This is a genomic window from Nonomuraea sp. NPDC049695 (genome assembly GCF_040674955.1).
Taxonomy (GTDB): Bacteria; Actinomycetota; Actinomycetes; order Streptosporangiales; family Streptosporangiaceae; genus Nonomuraea; species Nonomuraea helvata.
The window spans coordinates 144379-160623 of record NZ_JBFANV010000017.1 but is presented as its reverse complement, the minus strand read 5'-3'; the positions used below and the strand labels follow the sequence as shown (position 1 = coordinate 160623).

14 protein-coding genes are annotated in these 16245 nt (G+C 69.7%); 12 read left to right on the top strand and 2 right to left on the bottom strand.

Going from position 1 to position 16245, the window contains the following annotated elements:
* Positions 1-289 precede the first annotated feature (289 nt).
* Entirely contained in the window at positions 290-733 is a 444-nt protein-coding gene (locus AB0J64_RS17945; RefSeq protein WP_364027875.1) for a DUF6623 family protein, read from the bottom strand.
* A gap of 542 nt (positions 734-1275) precedes the next feature.
* On the opposite strand from AB0J64_RS17945, the gene AB0J64_RS17940 reads away from it, so the two are divergent.
* From AB0J64_RS17940 to AB0J64_RS17925, 4 genes are read left to right on the top strand one after another with little or no spacing between them, the layout of a single operon-like run.
* On the top strand, positions 1276-2532 hold the full coding sequence (locus AB0J64_RS17940) for an alpha-L-fucosidase (protein ID WP_364027872.1): 1257 nt from the start codon (positions 1276-1278) through the stop codon (positions 2530-2532).
* 15 nt (positions 2533-2547) lie between these two features.
* The gene (locus AB0J64_RS17935; RefSeq protein ID WP_364027870.1) at positions 2548-4014 is read left to right on the top strand and encodes a sugar ABC transporter substrate-binding protein; all 1467 of its coding nucleotides are present in this window, start codon (positions 2548-2550) and stop codon (positions 4012-4014) included.
* A 2-nt stretch (positions 4015-4016) separates the two neighbouring features.
* Positions 4017-4904, top strand: coding sequence for a sugar ABC transporter permease (locus AB0J64_RS17930; protein WP_364027867.1), 888 nt, complete (start codon positions 4017-4019; stop codon positions 4902-4904).
* A gap of 8 nt (positions 4905-4912) precedes the next feature.
* Positions 4913-5812, top strand: coding sequence for a carbohydrate ABC transporter permease (locus AB0J64_RS17925; RefSeq protein WP_364027864.1), 900 nt, complete (start codon positions 4913-4915; stop codon positions 5810-5812).
* Positions 5813-5873: 61 nt separating this feature from the next.
* On the opposite strand, the gene AB0J64_RS17920 is transcribed toward AB0J64_RS17925, so the two are convergent.
* Positions 5874-6437: a sulfotransferase family protein gene (locus tag AB0J64_RS17920; RefSeq protein ID WP_364027861.1), complete on the bottom strand. Its 564-nt coding sequence runs from the start codon at positions 6435-6437 to the stop codon at positions 5874-5876.
* 112 nt (positions 6438-6549) lie between these two features.
* Between AB0J64_RS17920 and AB0J64_RS17915 the strand changes: the two genes are divergently transcribed.
* The 8 genes from AB0J64_RS17915 (at position 6550) to AB0J64_RS17880 (ending at position 16243) form a co-directional block, all read left to right on the top strand.
* Positions 6550-8145 carry an AMP-binding protein gene (locus AB0J64_RS17915; RefSeq protein WP_364027858.1) on the top strand — a complete coding sequence of 532 codons (1596 nt, stop codon included), beginning with the start codon at positions 6550-6552 and terminating at the stop codon, positions 8143-8145.
* 39 nt (positions 8146-8184) lie between these two features.
* A complete protein-coding gene (locus AB0J64_RS17910) occupies positions 8185-9741 on the top strand; it encodes an NAD(P)-binding domain-containing protein (RefSeq protein ID WP_364027855.1) in 1557 nt (518 codons plus the stop codon).
* Positions 9741-10784 (top strand): alpha-hydroxy acid oxidase, encoded by a 1044-nt coding sequence (locus AB0J64_RS17905; protein ID WP_364027852.1) that lies wholly within the window; start codon positions 9741-9743, stop codon positions 10782-10784. Before AB0J64_RS17910 ends, AB0J64_RS17905 begins: the two co-directional genes overlap by 1 nt.
* Positions 10785-10786: 2 nt before the next feature.
* The gene (locus AB0J64_RS17900) at positions 10787-12091 is read left to right on the top strand and encodes a cytochrome P450 (RefSeq protein ID WP_364027889.1); all 1305 of its coding nucleotides are present in this window, start codon (positions 10787-10789) and stop codon (positions 12089-12091) included.
* A gap of 1 nt (position 12092) precedes the next feature.
* Positions 12093-13415 (top strand): cation:proton antiporter, encoded by a 1323-nt coding sequence (locus tag AB0J64_RS17895; protein ID WP_364027849.1) that lies wholly within the window; start codon positions 12093-12095, stop codon positions 13413-13415.
* A gap of 82 nt (positions 13416-13497) precedes the next feature.
* Positions 13498-14175: a response regulator transcription factor gene (locus tag AB0J64_RS17890; RefSeq protein ID WP_364027846.1), complete on the top strand. Its 678-nt coding sequence runs from the start codon at positions 13498-13500 to the stop codon at positions 14173-14175.
* A complete protein-coding gene (locus AB0J64_RS17885) occupies positions 14172-15446 on the top strand; it encodes a HAMP domain-containing sensor histidine kinase (protein WP_364027843.1) in 1275 nt (424 codons plus the stop codon). The genes AB0J64_RS17890 and AB0J64_RS17885 overlap by 4 nt, the downstream gene beginning before the upstream one ends.
* A 53-nt stretch (positions 15447-15499) precedes the next feature.
* Positions 15500-16243, top strand: coding sequence for an SDR family oxidoreductase (locus tag AB0J64_RS17880; protein ID WP_364027840.1), 744 nt, complete (start codon positions 15500-15502; stop codon positions 16241-16243).
* The last annotated feature ends 2 nt before the right edge of the window (positions 16244-16245 follow it).

The window sequence follows — 16245 nt, the reverse complement described above, 5'->3', positions numbered from 1 at the left end:
CAGGTCGCCCGCGGCGGCGGTCAGCTCGGCCAGCAGCGGATCCATCTGGGGCCCGTGGAAGGCCACGTCAGAGGCGGCCTGGCTGCGCCTGGTCGCGTGACCGTGCCTCGCGTGACCGTGCCTCGCGTGACCGTGCCTCGGGTGACCATGTCTCGCGTGACCGTGCCTCGCGATCATCCGCTGGCACGCGAAAGGCTCCGCTCCCGGCCGTGAACCGGAAGCAGAGCCAAGGCGCCATCGGACGGGTTCCTCGGCGGGGAGCCGACCCCGCCGAGGAACGCCGGTCCAGTCAGATGTTGTGCGAGAAGTCCCCGCCGAAACCGGCGATGAAGACGTGGCTGTCGATCGCACCGGCGGTGAAGAACATCGAGATCCCGCACCCCCACGAGATGCCGTCGTGGCCTACGGGAAAGACGTTGTCCCCGCTCAGACCGTGCGCATGGTCGCCTTCGATCCTGAGACCCTCTCGGACCAGGATGCGGTTCGGGCCCTCCCACACGTGCACGGCGACGAGCGCGCTGGTCTCCCGCGCGTCGAAGAGGATCAGCACCCTGTCCAGGGTGGCCCGGCGGTCTTCGACGATGACCGGGGTGGGAATGGGCAGGTGGATCCAGTCGCCGCCGTTCGCCGGAAGCGAGAAGGTGACGCCGAATCCCTGACGTAGTGCGCTCGTGTTGGGATTCTCGGCCACTGCCGTGAATCCGTGGTGCCATGACGCGTACAACTTTGACATCGCCGTACTCCTTGCGGTTTGGTGGGCTGTGGACTTTTCTTGAGGGTTTATTGCTCCCTGGCAGCTCCACGATAAAACGCCTTGAGGAAGGCTTGGCATCCCTAAGATTGGGGATATTCGTCTAACTGATAATTCAGCGGAAAATATATTTCTACAGGACGAAGTGTGAAAAAACTTACGGCGCGCGCCTCCGCGCTCCACCCTCGTGGTGTCCGCTGACGGGTTCGCCCTGGCGGGGTGCCGGCCGCCGTACCGTCTGCGGGATGTTTCGCAAGCCGCTGCGGTGGAAACATCGGATGTGATCGCGCCGGCGCGACGCTCGGCAGTGCGGCATGGGGCACCGTGGCGATGGCGGCCGTCCATCGGTCCTGTACGACATCAGCAGCTCGGAGGGCATCTCCGAGGCGTCAAGGAAGAAGCGGGGGCTCCCAGTCGACTTCTGACTCAAGAGCCTTGACCACATCCGATGTTTCGCCTACGTTACCCGCAAGTCGAGACGTGCGAAATATTTCGCACTTCCCTAACGGCAGAGGGTGGCACGGATGTCAGATTCCCGTATCGAGGACTTCCGGCAGCGCAGGTTCGGCCTGTTCGTCCACTGGGGGCTTTACGCGCTGGCGGCCCGTCACGAGTGGGTCAAGCAGCGCGAGCACCAGTCCGATGAGCAGTACCAGCGCTACTTCGAACGCTTCGACCCCGATCTGTACGACCCCGAGGCCTGGGCCGAGGCCGCGCAGCGGGCCGGGATGCGCTACACCGTGTTGACCGCCAAGCACCACGACGGCTTCTGCCTGTGGGACTCGGCTCTGACCGACTACTGCGTGAGCGGCACGCCGCACGGCAAGGACCTGATCGGTCCCTTCGTCGAGGCGTTCAAGAGCAGAGGGCTCGGGGTCGGGTTCTACTACTCGCTGCTGGACTGGCATCACCCGGACTTCCCGATCGACGGGCTGCATCCGGCGTACGTCGAGGGCGGCACGTTCCCCGACCGGGATGTCACCAAGTACGCGGACTACCTGCACGGGCAGGTCGAGGAGCTGCTCACCCGCTACGGCCCCCTTGACACGCTGTGGTTTGACTTCTCCTACGCCGGCCGGGTCAGGCAGGGCAAGCCGGTCTACGGCGGCAAGGGCAAGGCCGAGTGGCGCTCGGAGGAGCTGGTGGACAAGATCCGCCGCATCCAGCCGGACATCCTGATCAACAACCGTCTGGAGCTGCCGGGCGACTTCACCACACCGGAGCAGTTCCAGCCGCCTGGCCCGCTGTCGACGGTCTGGGAGGCCTGCCAGACGCTGAACGGAAGCTGGGGCTACGACCGGGACAACCACGCGTGGAAGTCGCCCGGCCTGCTCATCCGCATGCTGATCGACTCGGTCTCCAAGGACGGCAACCTCCTGCTCAACGTGGGCCCCAACGGCCGGGGCGAGTTCGAACCGCGAGCGCTCGACACGCTGCGGGAGATCGGCGACTGGATGCGGCTGCACAGCCAGTCGATCCACGGCGCGGGGGTGAGCCAGTTCCAGGCTCCGGAGGACTGCCGCTACACCCAGCGGGGCGACCGGCTGTACGTGCACGTCCTGTCCTGGCCGTACCGGCACCTGCACCTGCCGGGCCTGGCGGGCAAGGTCCGCTACGCGCAGCTGCTCAACGACAAGTCGGAGATCCGCATGTGGGCCCCCGACCCCAAGGTCGACAACGGGAACGTCAACTTCTTCACGATCCCCGAGGGCACCCTCACCCTCGAGCTTCCCGTACAGCCGCCGGATGTCGCCGTCCCGGTGATCGAGCTCTTCCTCTGAAAGGCATTACCCCCCATGCACAACCCCCTGCGCGGCCTGGACACCACCGGCCTGAACCGGCGCCAGCTTCTCAGCCTCGCCGCCATGGCGGCGGCTGCCGTACCCCTCAGCGCCTGCGGGAGTGGCCCGCGCACCCGCCAGGCCGGACCGACCACCTCGGCGTCGAGCAGCTCCGAGGTGATCAACCCGGACCGGCCGGAGAGCGCGTTGTTCCCCTACGACGAGGCGGAGAAGCTCTTCGACTCGCTGCCGTGGCCCACGACCAAAGTGCCGGAACCCACCTCCAAGGTCACCGTCACCGTCGCGATCATTCCGGGTCAGCGGCACGAGGTGCGGCACGCCCAGTTCGCCAAGTTCATCAAGAAGCGGCATCCGAACATCGAGATCAAGGTGGAGGTCACGCCGTTCGACGACTTCCGCACCAAGTACCTGACGGGCGCCGCCAGCGGCGTGCTGCCCGACATCATGTACTCGCAGTTCCAGTGGGGGCAGAGCTTCATCAAGAACAACCTGTACCTGCCGCTGGACGACTTCATCGCGGCCACGCCCGACTTCAACCGCGCCGACTTCTCCAAGGCGGCGCTCAGCTACTGGGAGCGTGACGGCAAGCTCTACGCGCTGGGCACCGACTCGGCGCCCAAGCTGCTCTTCTACAACAAGGAGATCTTCGAGAAGGCGGGCGCCAAGGTGCCCGACGCCTCCTGGACCTGGGACAAGCTCATGGAGGCCGCGCGCGGGCTGGTCTCGGGCACGGGTGCGCAGAAGATCTTCGGGTTCACGCCGGTGCCCAAGCCCACCAGCGACCTCACCGCGACGTTCCTGCTCGCCCACGGCGGCCGCTACCTGACGGCCGACGAGCGCAAGTGCGTGATCGAGGAGCCGGCCAGCCGCGACGTGCTGAAGCGCTGGATGGACCTGCTGATCAAGGACAAGGCGATGCCGGACCTGGCCGAGACGCAGGCGACGGCGAAGGTCGAGCCGTTCACGCTGAACAGGGGAGCCCTGTACGTCGGCGGCGCGTGGAACATCGTCACCCTGCTCACCCTGCCTGCCGAGCAGCAGTTCGACTGGAGCCTGACACACGTGCCCAGCGGTCCCGAGGGCCGGTTCACCCCGGTCCTGGGCAGCGCCTTCGGCATCACCAGCAAGACCCGCAACCCCGAAGCGGCGTGGATCGTGCTCAACTCCCTGCGCTCCTACGCCGGCCACCGCTTCTTCCTCGACACCCCGCCGTCGCGGCTGTCGGCGTTCGAGGAGAACCTCCAGGACCTCAAGCTCGACAAGGAGGTGATCGACACCACCAAGGATTCGCTGCACAAGTACGGCACCAGCGACGGCGTGCTGAGGCTGCCCGCGACGCCCAAGCTCGAGGACCTGACCAAGCCGATCTGGGAGCGGGTCATGTCAGGGTCGTTGTCGGTGGACGAGGGGCTCAAGCAGGTCACCGAGCGCGTCACTCCCATGCTGGCGGAGAACGTCTGATCATGGCCGCCTCCCCGCTCGTCCGGCGCGAGGCCCGCCGGTTCCACCTGTTCGCCCTGCCGTGGACCATCGGCTTCGTCTTCTTCACCGGCGGGCCCATCATCGTGTCGCTGGTGCTCAGCTTCACCCGCTACGAGCTGCTGTCGGCCCCGCAGTGGGTGGGCCTGGACAACTACGTCCAGCTGCTCCGCGACCCCGACTTCTGGGTGGCGACGAGGAACACCATCTACTTCGGCGCCGCCTCCGCCACGGCCGGTGTCGTCTACAGCCTCGCCGCGGCGCTCCTGCTCAACATCAAGCTGCGCGGGCAGGCGATCTTCCGCACGATCATCTACATGCCGTCGGTGATCTCCGGCATCGCCACCGCCCTGCTCTGGATCCACGTGCTGCATCCCGACTACGGCCTGGTCAACTACCTGATCGGCCTCCTGGGCGTGCAGGGGCCCGGGTGGCTGACCGACGCGAGCTGGGCGATCCCCGGCCTGGTCATCATGACGACCTGGACCACCGGAAACGCGATGATCATCTTTCTGGCCGGTCTGCAGGGCGTGCCCGTCTCGCTGTACGAGGCCGCGCACATCGACGGCGCCGGCTGGTGGAGCAGGTTCAGGAACGTGACGGTCCCGATGATGTCGCCGGTCATCTTCTTCAACCTGGTCGTGGGGTTCATCGGCAGCCTGCAGGCCTACCAGCTCATCCTGTTCATGACCGACGGAGGGCCGGCCAACTCCACCCTGGTCCTGGGCCTGTACGTCTACCGCTACGCCTTCAAGTACTTCGAGATGGGCTACGCCTCGACGATCGCCTGGGCGCTGTTCTTCCTCGTCATCGTGTTCACCGCGATCCAGTTCGGGCTCGCGCGCCGCTGGGTCCACTACGAGGTCAAGTAGGTCACGAGATGGCAATCAAGGTCCTGCCCGCACAGGCCCGCCCGGTGGAGAAGCGGCCCGCGGCCCCCGCCCAGGCCGAGCGGATCCGCCGGGTCCAGCGTCTGACGGCCTACGCGCTCCTCGTCCTGGCCTCGGCGGCCAGCCTGCTTCCCCTGCTGTGGATGCTCACCACCGCGCTCAAACCGTCCGGAGCCGTGCTGGAGTTTCCGCCGAGGTTCATCCCCGACGTCTTCACCTGGTCCAACTTCCCGAACGCGTGGATGAGCCTGCCCTTCAACACCTTCCTGGTCAACAGCGTGGTGGTGACCACGCTGTCGATCGTGGGCAATCTCATCTCCTGCATCCTGCCCGCCTACGCCTTCGCGCGGCTGCGCTCGCGGATGCGCGGCATGGCCTTCACGCTGATGCTGGGCACGATGATGATCCCCGCGCAGGTGGTCATCGTGCCGAGGTTCCTGCTGTTCTCCAAGCTGGACCTGGTGGACACCTTCTGGCCGCTGTTCCTGCCCAACTTCTTCGGCACCGCGCTGTACATCTTCCTGCTCCGGCAGTTCTTCACCACGATCCCGCAGGAACTGGTGGAGGCGGCCCGCATCGACGGGGCCGGGGAGCTGCGGATCCTCTGGCGGATCATGATCCCGCTGTCCAAACCGGCGATCGCGACCGTGACGCTGCTGTCGTTCGTCGGTGCCTGGGGCGAGTACATCGACCCGCTGATCTACTTGCGCTCGACGGAGAACTACACGATCCCGCTCGGCATCTCGCTGTTCCGCGGCCAGTACTCCGACGACTACAACCTCATGATGGCGGTGTCCATCCTGGCGCTGGTTCCGGTCATCGTGGTGTTCCTGGCGGCGCAGAAGTACTTCATCAGGGGGATCATGCTCACCGGCATAGCGGGGAGGTAGCTCCCGGGCGCATGCGGCAGGGCTCGCTCGAACGGCGAACCCTGCCGTGCGCACCTCCGGCTCAGCGTCCCCGTACGATCAGCCGCAGCAGCCGCCGCTCCGCTGGGATCGCCGCCCTGACCTCGGCCACGTGCCGTTCGAAGACGTCGAGGACGTGCGCGCGGTCGTCGATGCGGCCGTCGAAGACGCGGTCCATGACGGTCGCCCGCGCCATGCGCGGGTAGAGAGCGAAGTCGGGGGCGCGGCGGGCCACCAGCCAGCGGGTCACCCGGCGGCGTAAGGAGAGCCGCCGCTCCTCCAGGGCGCTGCGGAAGATGGTCTCGCTGACGCTGTCGTACCAGCGGGCGGGGTCGCGGACGGTGAGGACGACCTTGGCGTCGGGGTAGTGCTCGGACAGTTCCCGCCAGTACGCGGCGGCGGGCCAGTCGACGGCGGACTGGAATCCCGCGAACAGCGTGTCCCAGTCCTGGGAGCGCCCTTCGCCGATGTCCAGCCACTGTCGCACGCGGTACGGCTCCGCGATGACCGTCGACATGTGGTAGCAGGGCCCGTGACCGAGGATCTCGAGCGCCGCCTGCAAGGACCTCGTGCCCGTGCGGCCGAAGCCCGCGCCGATCACCTTCACCTGGTGCTCACCGCCTTGCGCGTCTCTGATGCGGCTCTGATCTGTGCTGTCTACCGTCGCGATGAATCCCGATAAATACGCCTACCGCCGATGAAAGCACAGAGGAGCGCACATGCTCTTCCCGAACTCCCTTCTCGACGCGCTGCGCGAGACACCCGGCAGCACGGCCTTCGAGCACGGCGACAGGGCCGTCTCCCGGGGCGAGCTGCTGGAGCTGATCGGGCGGCTGGCCGGCGCGTTGCGTGCGGCGGGCCTCGGCCCGGGACGGGCGGTCGCGATCCGCACGGCCGTCACGCCCGAGTCGTTCGCCGCCCACATGGCCGCCCACACGCTGGGCTGCCGCGTGGTCGGCATCCGGCCCGGGTACCCGGAGGGGCAGCTCGCCCACATCCTCGGGATGGACGTCGACGCCCTGCTCGTGGACTCAGCGACCGACCCCGCGACCGGGCCCGTGATCGGCCCTGCGACCGGCCCTGCGACCGGCCCCATGACCGGCCCCGTGACTGACCCCGCGACGGCCACGCCCGATCTGCTCAGGGCCGCGGCGCGCCACCTGCCCGGAAAGCCCGTGTTACGCCTTGACGAGCTCCTGCGGCACCCCGGCGACGGCCGGGCGCTGGACGTGGCGGCCCGGCCCGACGACGTGGCGCTGCTGACCTTCACCAGCGGCAGCACCGGCCGGCCCAAGGGGTGCGCGATCACGTACCGGGCGCTCACCGAGCACTGGGCGTGGCAGCCGCGCCTGTGGTCGCCGGTCGCGGCCGGGCTCGCCAGGGGATTCGAGCGTTACCTGCTGTTCGGCACGCTCGCCAGCATGGTCGTCATGGAGTTCGTGGCCCCGTGCCTGCTCGGCGGCGGCACCGCGGTGATCCCCGAGGAGGACGGGCGGCCCGTGTTCCCGTACGCGATCGAGCGCCACCGGATCACCGGCTCGATCATCACCGTGCCGAAACTCTCCCAGATGCTGAAATTTCTCGATGAGGTGGATGTGAGTAGCCTGCGGGCGCTGATGGTGTCCGGCTCGCCGATCAGCCCCCGGCGGCTGGCCGAGGCGGTCCAGAGGCTCGGGCCCGTCGTCTACCAGGGGTACGGGCAGACGGAGGCAGGCAACATCGCCATGCTCACCCCGGAGCACATCGCCGCGGGCGTGCTGGAACCGGTCGGCCGCCCGCACCCCGGCGTCGAGATCAGCGTGCGCGACGAGGACGGCGAGGAGGTCACTCGCCACACCCAAGGCGAGATCCACGTACGCAGCCCGTACCTGATGAAGGGCTACTGGGGCGACGATGAGGAGACCCGCGCGACCCTGCGGGACGGTTGGCTGCGCACCCGCGACCTCGGCCACGTGGACGAGGACGGATTCCTCCATCTGGCGGGCCGCTCCCGCGACGTGGTCATGGTCAACGCGATGGTCGTGTACGCCGGCCCGATCGAGCGCGTGCTGACCGGTCACCCCGACGTGGACGAGGCGTACGTGGTGGGCGCCCCCGACGAGGGCACCGGCGAGGCCGTGCACGCGTTCGTCGTCCCGTCCGCGGGACGGGCTCCCGGCCGCGACGCCCTGAGAGCGCTGGTGCGGAAGGAGCTCGGCGAGGACAGCGTCCCTCAGACGATCACCATCATGTCCGCCGTCCCGCTCGCCACCAGCGGGAAGCCCGACAAAAGCGCCCTCTCTGAGCAAATTCTGAGAATTGCCCGCCAACACTGATGTTGTTCGTTCAATCACATAGCTGTGACGGAGGCGTCAGTGCCGGACACGACCCTGGACCACCTGGTGATCGGCGCGGGCCCGGCGGGCCTGCAACTGGGGTACTTCCTGCAGCAGCAGGGGCGGGACTACCTGATCCTCGAGGCGGGTCCCGCGCCGGGGCAGTTCTTCCGCACGTTCCCGCGCCATCGCACGCTCATCTCGATCAACAAGAAGCACACCGGGTGGGACGACCCCGAGCTCAACCTCAGGATGGACTGGAACTCGCTGCTGTCGGACGACCCGGGCCTGCTGTTCACCCGCTACAGCGACCGGTACTTCCCGCACGCCGACGACATGGTCCGCTACCTGTCCGACTTCGCCGACAAGTGCGGCCTGCGCATCGCGTACGGCTCGCGCGTGGTCCGCATCGACCGATCGGGCCTGTTCCAGGTGACGGACGAGTCCGGCCGCAGGTACGAGGCGAAGCAGATCACTGTCGCGACCGGCGTCACCCAGGCCAACATCCCGCCCATCCCGGGCATCGAGACCGCCGAGCTGTACGGCACCGCCTCCATCGACCCGGCCGACCACCTCAACCAGCGGGTGCTCATCATCGGCAAGGGCAACTCGGCGTTCGAGACGGCCGACAACCTCATGGAGACCGCCGCGGTGATCCACGTCGCGGGCCCGCACTCGGTGCGCATGGCCTGGCGCACGCACTTCGTCGGCCACCTGCGCGCGGTCAACAACGGCTTTCTGGACACCTACCAGCTCAAGTCCCAGAACGCGATCCTCGACGGCGACATCAAGCGCATCGAGCGGAAACCGGACGGCACGTACCTGGTGACGGTCTCCTTCGCCCGGGTGAACGAGGTCACCAAGGACATCCCGTACGACCGCGTGATCCTCTGCACCGGCTTCCGCTTCGACGCGTCCATCTTCGGCGACGGCTGCCGGCCCGAGCTGATGATCAACGACAGGTTCCCGGCGCTCACCCCGGCCTACGAGTCCGTCAACGTGCCGGATCTCCACTTCGCCGGGACGATCACGCAGTCGCGTGACTTCAAGCACGGCACCAGCGGCTTCATCCACGGCTTCAGGTACGGGGTCCGCGCGCTGCACCGCGTCCTCGAGTCCCGCTACCACGACGTTCCCTGGCCCGCCAGGGAACTGCCCGCCGACCCGGCGGCGCTCGCGGCGGCGGTCCTGGAGCGGGTCAACCGCACGTCGGCGCTGTGGCAGCAGTTCGGCCTGCTCGCCGACGTCATCGTGCTCGACGGAGGCGCCGCCCGCTACATGGAGGAGGTGCCGTACGACCTGCAGGGCCCGCCGGTCGGCGAGCGCGGCCACTTCGCGATCACCCTCGAGTACGGCCCCGACCACGACAAGATCGACCCCTTCGACATCGAGGTGGGCCGCATCCGGCAGAGCGACTCCGCCCGCGCCCACGAGGGCCACTACCTCCACCCCGTGGTCCGCCACCACGTGCCGGGACAGGCCCCGGTCGCCCACCACATCACCGAGAACCTGGAGAACGAGTGGAACTCCCCGGAGATCCACGTCGAACCGCTCCGCGCCTTCTTCGCCCGCTGCACGGCCGCGGTCGCGGTGTGATGGAGCGGTGGAGCCTGCGCGAGTTCGAGGCCGCGGCCCGCGACCGCCTCGAGCCCGCCCACTACGACTACTTCGCAGGCGGGGCAGGTGACGAGGTCACCCTGCGCGCGAACGAGAAGGCGTTCGCCCGGCTCGGCCTGGTGCCCAGGGTGCTGCGCGGCCTGGCCAAACTCCAGACGGACGTGACCCTGCTCGGCAGCCGCGCGGCCATGCCCGTGCTGGTGGCGCCGACCGCGTTCCACCGGCTCGCCGACCCGGAGGGCGAGCGGGCCACGGCGCGGGCGGCCGCCGCCGCCGAGACGATCATGATCGTGAGCATGGCCGCGACCGTCGCCGTCGAGGACGTGGCCGCCGCCGCGCCCGGAGCCGGGCTCTGGTTCCAGCTGTACGTGCAGCCGGACCCGGCCTTCACCGAGGCCGTCGTGCGCCGCGCCGAGGCGGCCGGCTGCACGGCACTGGTCGTCACCGTGGACTCGCCCGTGCTCGGCCTGCGCGAGCGGGACCTGCGCAACGGCTTCCACGACCTGCCCGAGCACCTGTGCTGCGAGAACCTGCGCGACGGCGACCGGGTGCGCCCGATCGCCATGTCACCCGAGCTGTCGTGGGAGCACATCGACCGGCTCAGGGACATGACCGCGCTGCCGATCGTGCTCAAAGGGATCACACATCCGGAGGACGCCCGGCTCGCCCTCGGCCACGGCGTCTCCGCGATCATGGTCTCGAACCACGGCGGGCGGCAGCTCGACACCGTCCCCGCCACGATCGACCTGCTGCCGGACATCGTCGCGGCGGTCGGCGGGGCCGTGCCCGTGCTGCTGGACGGTGGCGTCAGGCGGGGCACCGACGTGCTGAAGGCGCTGGCGCTCGGGGCCGCGGCGGTCGCGATCGGCCGCCCGGTGATCTGGGGGCTGGCCGCGGACGGCGAGCGCGGGGTGGCCCGCGTGCTCGGCCTGTTGCGCGCGGAGGTCGAGCACGCGCTCACCCTGTGCGGCTGCGCGTCCATCAGTGATCTCGAGCCGGGCATGGTGCGACAGCTGTGTTGATCATGCTGCTCGCGCTGGCCGTCGTCGTGAGCCTGCCATGGTGGCTGCCCGGCAGGGTCGTGGCACTGCGCGTACGCGTGTTCAACCGGATCAACGGCGACGAGGGGATCCCCGTCCCCGGCGACCTCGTGGGCATCGACCGCTTCAAGGAGGTCTACTCGCATCCCAACGCGAGCGGGCGGAGCAAAGGGGCCGCGCTGTCGGACCTGTTCTGGTACTGGCTGTCGCCCGGCCCCGAGATGCACCAGGAGCACCTGGAGGCGGGCGAGCGGTACGACGCCGTGGCCAGGACGACGCGCGGGCTGCTCGCCGTGCCGCGCGCGGAGGCCGAGGAGCTCACGCGCCGCTGCGCCGCCCGCACGCTGGCGGGCGTCCGGGGGCTGGTGCGGCTGCGCGACGTGGTGATGCCGCTGTGGGCGGAGTTCTCGTACGAGCTGGTGTTCGCCGAGCCGTGCCCCCGCGAGGCCCGCGACCTGATCGTCGGCAACGCCGACGACGTGGTCTCCTCGCTCAAATGCACCGGTCTCCGGCACATGGAGCGCCGCCGGCGCCTGACCCGCTACCTGCTCGGCCGCCTGTCACAGGTGCGGATCCCGCTCCCGGCCGGCCTGTCGCCCCAGGAGCAGGCGTACTACCTGCACGGCGCCTTCTTCACCACCGCCGTCGTCCAGATGTCGGAGGCGACGGCCCACCTGCTGATGGTCCTCGCCCAGCACCCCGGCGTGCAGGACAAGGCGCGCACAGGCGACGACCGCTATCTCGACCAGGTGATGGCCGAGACGCTGCGGCTCTACCCGCTCTTCGGCATCGCCCACCGCATCACCACCGGCGAGATCCCGCTCGACGAGCACACCGCGATCCCGGCCGGGTCGGTGCTCTGCTTCGACTACCCCGAGTTCCACCGCGCCGGATTCCCCGACCCGGGACACTTCGACCCCGGACGCTTCGACCGGCCTGCCAAAGAGCTCAACCACATCCCGTTCGGGATCGCCGCCAACCGTCCCTGTCCCGCCTGGCGGCTGGCCCCCATCGCCATGCGGGCCGCGGCGCGGGAGGTCCTGCACCGGTACGCCCTCGACTCCTCGGCCGCCCACACCCGCTCCCTGCCCAACCGGGGACCGTGTCTGCTCACGCCGATGGGCGCGCCCCGGCGCGTGCGGCCGGCACTCGCCTTCATGCGGGTCCGCGACCGCTGGGAGGACGTCTGGCGCAGCCTCGTACAACTCGTCCTCGGCACGTACATGGTCTGGGACGCCCGCAGGCAACGGCTCTGCGAGCGCCACTTCCATCACTCAGCGGAGAACTGACATGCCTGTCCTCTTGATCCCCCACGTCGCGGCCCCCGACCCGAACCTCGCCCTCATACTCAAGGTCCTGCCCGCCCTCGTCGTCATCCTGATCACGGCGGCGATCTGCGGCCGCCTGGCGCAACTGGTGATGCAGCCGCGCGTGCTCGGCGAGATGGTCGCCGGCGTGCTGCTCGGCCCGACGTTCCTGGGCTGGCTCTTCCCGGAGGCGCAGGCGGCCCTGTTCCCCCGGGAGGTCAGGCCGGTCCTGTACGTGCTGAGCACCATCGGGCTGACGCTCTACATGTTCCTGGTCGGCGCCGGCCTCGACCACAGCGCACGGACACCCGGCGAGGTCCGCAAGGCGTCCGCGCTGGCCGCCGCGGGCATCGTCCCCTCACTGCTGCTCGGCTTCGGCGCCGCGCTCCTCCTGTACGACATGCTCTCGCGCCCCGACGTCAGCCCGTTCCAGTTCGCCCTGTTCGTCGGCGGGGCGCTGTCGCTGACCGCGTTCCCCATGCTGGCCAGGATCCTGTACGAACGCGGCCTGGAGAACTCACCCCTCGGCCGCCTCACCCTCCTCGCCGCCTCCATCGACGACGCGCTGGCCTGGTGCCTGCTCGCCGTCCTGTCGGCCATGCACCTCGGCTCCGGCCCCACCGGCGCGCTGCCCACCATCGGCCTGACCGCGGTGTTCGCCGTCGTGATGCTCAAGGTGGTCGCCCCCGCCCTGCGCCCCCTGGGCAGGACCGTGGCCCGCACCGGCCGGCTCGGCGCCACCGGCATGTACGTCGTCATCCTCGTGCCGCTCACCGCCGGCTGGCTGACGGACTGGATCGGCGTCTACTCGGTCTTCGGCGGCTTCTTCGCCGGCCTCGCCATGCCGCGCGACCCGGCGTTCCGCCAGGCGCTGCACGGCCGCATGATGGAGGTCGTCTCGACGCTGCTGCTGCCGACGTTCTTCGCCTTCTCCGGGCTGAACACCCATCTCGGCGGCATCGCGGGCGGCGGCATGGTGCTGGCGTTCGGGTTGATCCTGCTCGCCGGGTTCTGCGGCAAGTACTTCGGGTGCTCGCTGGCGATGCGCGGGCTCGGGTTCGGCCGGCGGGAGTCGTACGCGGTGGGCGCCCTGATGAACGCCCGCGGGCTGATGATCCTCATCTTCATCAACATCGGCCTGGCCCAAGGCATGATCACTGACGAGCTCTTCGCCATGCTGGTGCTCGTGGCCGTCATCACCACGGCGGGCGCCCTGCCGCTGTACAAGCTGGCCCTGCCCGAGCGCCTCGAGAATGCGACCAAGGTGGCCGAACCCCCTGAGCTTGTCAGATCCAATCCGTCGTGAACGCGCAGGTGAGCCGGGGTGCCTGCGGTTTCCTGACGAGTGGATCTGGTAATTGCGCCAGCGGTGGTGTAACCGTGGTCACGTGGCTGCTTCACCGGGTGCGGCCCGTGGGCTGCTGATCATCGAGGACGACCGCGAGCTGGGGCACATGCTCGTCGACCTGTTCACGGAGCAGGGCTACGCCGTTGACCTGGCGCTGGAGGGGCAGCGGGGGCTGCACCTCGGGCTGAGCCGAGCGTACGACGTGCTGATCGTCGATCGCGGCCTGCCCTCGCTCGACGGGATCGACCTGCTCCGGCGGCTGCGCGCACGGGCGGTCACCACGCCCGTGCTCGTGCTGACCGCCTTCGGCTCGCTCGCCGACCGCGTCGCCGGGCTGGACGCGGGCGCGGAGGACTATCTGGTCAAGCCGTTCGAGATCGACGAGCTGCTGGCCAGGGTGCGGGCCCTGCACCGCAGGAACATCGACCAGGCCAGGCTGCTGCCGCTCGGCGCGGGCTGGCTGGACTCCGAGTCGCACATCGTCCGGCTGCCGAACGGCGAGCAGGTGGCGCTGTCGGGGCAGGAATGCCGGCTGCTCAGCGCCCTGGCGGCCCGGCCGCGGCAGGTGCACACCCGCACGTCGCTCCGGCAGCGGGTCTTCGACGGCGCCAAGAAGGAATCGATCGTGGACACGTACGTCTACTACCTGCGCAACAAGCTGGGCTCGGGGGTCGTGTACACCGTGCGAGGCGTGGGCTACCGCCTGGGTGAGTTATGAGCCTGCCGGTGCCAGGCGGGCGGGCCGATCCGCACCGGCAGGACCTCGAGAAGCGGCTGCTGAAGCGGGCCCGCCGCCGTCTCACCGTTCAGGTCGCGGGCGCGATCTTCGTGCTGCTCACGCTCGTCGGCGTGCTGGTCTACTGCTTCATGGTGCACCAGCAGGCCGACTCGGCGCAGCGCGACCTGGCCGCCGCCGTCACTCGTGCCTCCATCGCCCACCCTCCTCCCTGCGTGTGGCTCTCCGAGCTGCGCGACGGCGCTGTGTGGAGCTCTCCCGGCACGCCGGAGGAGCTCCCGGTACGCCTGGCCGACCTGGCCGCCGGCTCCCCGTCACGGGTCGAGGAGGTCGAGGTGGCCGGGCACGCGTACCTCATCCGCACCCAGCGGCGCGGCGACACGACGGTCCAGGCCGCGATGGACCTGCGCTACCAGGTCGAGGAACGCCGGCGGCTGCTCCGCACGCTCGGCGGCGCGCAGGTCGCGGGCCTGCTGGCCGCGCTGCTGGTCGGCCAGGTCATCTCCCGCCGCGCCATCGCCCCGCTGGGCGAGGCCCTGGCGCGCCGGCGCCACTTCGCCGCCGAAGTCAGCCACGAGCTGCGCACCCCGCTGACCCGCCTGCACACCCGCGCCCAGCTCCTGTCCCGGCGGATGCGGGGCGGCACGGACCGGATCCTGCTCCTCGACGAGGTCGACCAGCTCGTCACCGGCACCAGGCAGCTGGGCGAGGTGGTGGAGGACCTGCTGCAGTCGGCCCAGTTCCAGCAGCTCCGCCGCCCGTTCGGCCCGGTGGACCTGGCGGTGCTGGTCTCGGAGCTGGCGGTGGCCGAGAGCGCCCGGGCTGAGGCCCAGGGGGTGACGATCGAGGTCCGGTGCGAGGGCCAGGGTGATCACGTGGTGCGAGGCGTGGAGTCCGCGCTGCGCCGGGTGATCTCGGCCCTGCTGGACAACGCGCTGGGCCACACGCGCGTGGGCGGCCACATCTGGATGACCCTGTCCAGGGAGCGCGAGACCGTCCTGCTCAAGGTCCGGGACGACGGGGTGGGCCTGGATCCGGCGCAGGCCGAACGCCTTTTCACCCGGTTCGTGGGAGGAGGATTCGGGCTGGGGCTGGCGCTCGTACGGGAGGTGGTGGAGGGCCACAGCGGCACCGTCACCGCGGACGGCCGCCCCGGCGCCGGCGCCACCTTCACCGTCCGCCTCCCGGCCGGCCGGACCGGCACACCGCCCTTCTGGGCGCCACCCGCCCGCGAGCCCGAACGCCGCCTCTGAGCGGTAAGTACCGGCGCTCCGCCGCGATCAAGGGCCCTGCTAGGGTGCGGCGCATGAGCGGGCGTGGAGTTCTTGTCACGGGTGCGTCGAGGGGCATCGGGCGGGCGATCGCGGCGGCGTTCGCCGCGCAGGGCGACCGGGTGGCGGTCCACCACCGGGACTCGGCGAAGGACGCCGAGAGCCTCCTCGCGGAGCTGCCCGGCCAGGGTCACGTCATCGTCCAGGCCGACCTGGCCGATCCCGAGGCGGTGCGGCGCATGGTGGACGCGGCGGCGCGGGAGCTGGGCGGGATCGACGTGCTGGTGAACAACGCCGGCGTCTTCTTCCACCACCCCATCACCGAGACGTCCTACGACGAGTGGCGGACGGCCTGGCAGCGCACGCTCGACATCAACCTGATCGGCCCGGCCAACGTCACCTGGTGCGCCGTCCAGCACATGCCCGCCGGCGGCCGCGTGGTCAACGTCTCCTCGCGCGGCGCTTTCCGCGGCGAGCCCGACGGTCCGGCGTACGGGGCGAGCAAGGCCGGGCTGAACGCGCTGGGCCAGTCGCTGGCCATCGCGCTGGCCCCGCGCGGGATCGCGGTGGCCGGGGTGGCGCCCGGGTTCGTGGAGACGGACATGACCAACGAGCACCTCAAGGCCCCGAGAGGGGACGAGATCCGGGCGCAGAGCCCGTTCGGGCGGGTGGCGCGGCCGGACGAGATCGCCGCGGCCGTCGTCTACCTGGCCTCTCCGGCCGCCGAATGGGCCAGCGGCGCGGTGCTCGACCTCAACGGCGCCTCCTACCTCCGCTGACG